The organism is Sphingopyxis sp., from assembly GCF_025869345.1.
GTDB lineage: Bacteria > Pseudomonadota > Alphaproteobacteria > Sphingomonadales > Sphingomonadaceae > Sphingopyxis.
The window spans coordinates 1-4,082 of sequence record NZ_JAOZVW010000131.1; the positions used below are offsets into that span (position 1 = coordinate 1).

The following is a 4,082-nucleotide window of genomic DNA, read 5'->3' on the forward strand; positions in this document are numbered from 1 at the left end:
GATCCATTGTCTCAGCGCCGGATGAATGGATCCCGGATCAAGTCCGGGATGACGAGAGATTATAGGCGGCAGGCGAGCGACAGCCTTCATCCCCAATCCTCGTCATTCCCGCGAAAGCGGGAACCCAGCGTGGGGTCAGCCGACGCATGCTCTGGGTTCCCGCTTTCGCGGGAATGACGAAGATTTGGGAACGTCGGCTCCTCACCCCCGACCATGCATCGCCGCAGCGGGGGTGACGCCGCTCCCCAAAGCGCGCTATCACGCTCCCGATGCGGGAAAAGGAACTACGCTTCGCCCTGATCTGCTACGGCGGCATCAGCCTCGCCGTCTATATGCACGGCATCACCAAGGAGGTCTGGCGGCTGTCCGCGGCGTCGCGCGCCTTTCACGAGGGCGCACCGCAGGCGGGGTCGGGCCGCGTCTATGGCGAACTGCTCGCGGCGATCGCCGAACGGAGCGGGGTCAAGCTGCGCGTGCTGGCCGATATCGTCGCCGGGGCGAGCGCGGGCGGGATCAACGGCATCTTCCTCGCGCGCGCGATCGCCGGCGGCCATTCGCTCGACCCGCTGACCGAGCTGTGGCTGAAGGACGCCGACGTCGACAGCCTGCTCGACCCCGACGCGCGGCCGTTGTCGGCGGCGACGAAATTCTGGGCGGTGCCGATCGCCGGCTGGGCGATGAAGCGGCGCGGCAACGTCATCGACCGTACCGTAGGCGAAACCGCGCAGGACGAGGTGCGCGCCAAGCTGTCGCGCTTCGTCCGCGCGCGCTGGTTCGAACCGCCCTTCGGCGGCGAGACTTTCTCGGGCCTGCTGCTCGATGCGTTCGACGCGATGGACGCGGGTCCGAAAGGACCGGCGCTGGTGCCGGCGGGCCAGCCGGTCGATCTGTTCGTGTCGGTCACCGATTTTGCGGGGCACAGCGCCCCGCTGTCGCTCAACAGCCCGCCGCGCGTCACCGAGCAGGAGCATCGGCTGATGCTGCATTTCCGGCAGGACGCGCGCGCGGACAAAAGCCTCGACGACGACGTGCCGGGGCTCGTCGCCGCGGCGCGCGCGACCGCGAGCTTTCCGGGCGCCTTCCCGCCCTTCACGCTGCGCGAGCTCGACCGGGTGCTCCACACGCGCCGGATCGCCTGGCCAGCCCGCGATGCCTTCCTTCGCACCCAGCTTCCCGCCGGCGGCGAGGCCGACCCCGCCGACCGCGTGCTGATCGACGGATCGGTGCTCGCCAACGCGCCGTTCCGCCCCGCGATCGCGGCGCTCAAGCAGCGCCCGGCGCGGCGCGAGGTCGACCGGCGCTTCGTCTATATCGATCCCAAGCCCGATTACCGCTCGATCAGCTTCGGCAAGCCCGGCGTAGCAGCGGACGGCGATGGCGGGGATGGGGCGCCGAAGCTGCCCGGCTTCCTGTCGACGATCCTCGGCGCGCTGTCCGAAATCCCGCGCGAGCAGCCGATCCGCGAGAATGTCGAGGCGATCGAGGCCATGTCGCGCCGCATCCGCCGGATGCAGCATATCGTCGACGCGATGAAGGTCGAGGTCGAGGAACAGGTCGCGGCCTTGTTCGGCACGACCTTCTTCCTCGACACGCCGACCCCGGCGCGGCTGCAGAAATGGCGCGCCAAGGCGCAGGACCAGGCGGCGACGCGCGCGGGCTTCGCCTTCGCGCCCTACGGGCATCTCAAACTGTCGGCGATCGTCGAGGAACTGGTCGGCGTCGTCGACCGGCTCGCGCCGCCTGAAGGCGACATCCACCGGCGCAATCGCCGCGCCGCGATCTGGGACGAGGTCCGTGCGCGCGGTCTCGACCGGCTGTCGGGGCGCCGCGGCGCGGGGGCGAGCGACGATGCGGTCGATTTCTTCCGCAGTCACGACCTCGGCTTTCGCATTCGCCGCCTGCGCTTCCTCGCGCGCGAACTCGACCGGGTGGTCGAGGCCAAGCGCGACGCGCGCGATCCAGCCTGCGACGCGATGCGCGAGGCGATCTTCACCGCGCTCGGCCTCTATCTCGAGCGCCAGAACGATAGCTGGCTTGCTGGCATCGACGTGCCCGCCGACGCCGATGCGGGGCAATGGCTCGACGGCCTTGCCGCGCACCGCGACCTGATCCGCGCCGATGCCGAAGGCGACGCGTTCGTTGCGGAAGCGCTCGGCGGCCTGCCCAAGGACGACCGGCGGACGCTGCTGCTCGCCTATCTCGGCTATCCCTTTTACGACATCGCGACCTTGCCGTTGCTGCAGGGTGAGGGGTTCGACGAGTTCGATCCGATCAAGATCGACCGCATATCCCCCTCCGACGCGACCGCGATCCGCACCGGCGGCGCGGCGGCGATGCTCAAGGGGGTCGAATTCAACAGCTTCGGCGCCTTCTTCAGCCGCGCCTATCGCGAGAACGACTATCTCTGGGGGCGGCTCCACGGCGCCGACCGGCTGATCGATATCGTCGCGAGCAGCGTGACCGGCGAGCGGGCCATGCCCGCCGACGAGCTCGCGGCGATCAAGCGGCGCGCGTTCCACGCGATCCTGGACGAGGAGGAGGGCCGACTGCCGAAGGTGAAGGCGCTGATCGACGAATTGCGGGGAGAGATTGGTTAATCCCTTTTGTCATCCCCGCGAAAGCGGGGACCCAGAGCGTGCATCGGCTGACTCCGCCCCTGGGTCCCCGCTTTCGCGGGGATGACAGAGTTGGAGTTTCGTCACCCCCGCGCAGGCGGAGGCCGCTGTCGGCTTTGCCCTTCGTCGCTGCGTAAACCTCCAGCGGCCCCCGCCTGCGCGGGGGCGACGGTCACTCCGTCAGATCGTCCCACATTTCCTTGATGCGGCCGAAGAAGCCCTGGCTCGCGGGGCATTCCTCGCCGGTCTCGGTCTCGCGGAACGCCTGAAGCAATTCCTTCTGCTTGGCGCTGAGCTTCGTCGGCGTCTCGACGTCGATCTGGACGACGAGGTCGCCGTGGCCGCGGCCGTTGAGGACCGGCATACCGGCGCCGCGCTGGCGGAGCTGCTTGCCCGACTGGATGCCGGTGGGAATGTTGATCTCGTGCTTCTTGCCGTCGAGCCCAGGGATGGTGATGCACCCGCCGAGCGCCGCGGTGGTGAAGCTGATCGGCGCGCGGGTGAACAGCGTCGTGCCCTCGCGCTCGAAGACTTTGTGCCGCGCCATGTGGAGGAAGATGTAGAGGTCGCCCGGCGCCGCGCCGCGCGCGCCGCTCTCGCCCTCGCCCGACAGGCGGATGCGGGTGCCCTCGTCGACCCCCGGCGGGATGGTGACGGTCAGCGTCTTGCGCCGATCGACGCGGCCCTCCCCGTGGCAGCTATTGCAGGGGTCGGCGATGACTTCGCCCGCACCCTGGCAGGTCGGGCAGGTGCGCTCGACCATGAAAAAGCCCTGCTGCGCGCGCACCTTGCCGTGGCCGGCGCAAGTCGAGCAGCGATTGGTCGAGGTGCCGGGCTTCGCGCCCGACCCGTCGCACGCCTCGCAGCGCGCGGCAACGTCGACCTGAATCTCGCGCGAGCAGCCGGTGAAGGCGTCCTCGAGCTTGATCTCCATGTCGTAGCGCAGGTCGGCGCCGCGCGCGGGGCCGCGCTGTTGCTGGCGCCCGCCGAACGCCGAGCCGAAGATCGATTCGAAGATGTCGCCGATGTCGCCGAAATCGGCGCCATTGCCGCCGCCGAAGCCGCCCGCGCCATTGACGCCTTCCTTGCCGAAGCGGTCGTAGGCGGCGCGCTTCTGCGGATCCTTCAGGCAGTCATAGGCTTCGTTGATCGCCTTGAAGCGCGCCTCGCTGTCGCCGCACCCCGGATTCTTGTCGGGGTGATATTGCATCGCGAGCTTGCGATACGCCGACTTCAGCGTCTTGTCGTCGGCGGTGCGCTCGACTTCCAGCAGTTCGTAATAATCGATGTCGAGCGACATAAAATAATAGCCCTCTCCCCTTCAGGGGAGAGGGTTGGGAGAGGGGCCTGTCGCCAGGCTTGCCATCGTGGGGGGGGGCGGGGGGCCGGCCCCCGCCCGGGGCCGGGGGGGGGGGGGAGGGGGGAGGAAGGATGGGGGTGGGAGCGAAGAGCGAGACGAAGCCGGAC

Annotated in this window: 2 protein-coding genes; one reads left to right on the forward strand and one right to left on the reverse strand. The window is 69.1% G+C overall.

Features of this window, described 5'->3' with window-relative positions; translation table 11 throughout:
• Positions 1-269 precede the first annotated feature (269 nt).
• A complete protein-coding gene (locus tag OJI97_RS14065) occupies positions 270-2,597 on the forward strand; it encodes a patatin-like protein (RefSeq protein ID WP_297664457.1) in 2,328 nt (775 codons plus the stop codon).
• A 190-nt stretch (positions 2,598-2,787) separates the two neighbouring features.
• Here the strand turns inward: OJI97_RS14065 and dnaJ are convergent, their stop codons facing one another.
• Positions 2,788-3,915: a molecular chaperone DnaJ gene (gene dnaJ / locus OJI97_RS14070; protein WP_297664460.1), complete on the reverse strand. Its 1,128-nt coding sequence runs from the start codon at positions 3,913-3,915 to the stop codon at positions 2,788-2,790.
• Between the last annotated feature and the right edge of the window lie 167 nt (positions 3,916-4,082).

Bases quoted from the DNA above. Each gene is read 5' to 3' on its own strand.
- OJI97_RS14065 (WP_297664457.1), top strand. From the start codon at position 270: ATGCGGGAAAAGGAACTACGCTTCGCCCTGATCTGCTACGGCGGCATC.
- dnaJ (WP_297664460.1), bottom strand. From the start codon at position 3,915: ATGTCGCTCGACATCGATTATTACGAACTGCTGGAAGTCGAGCGCACC.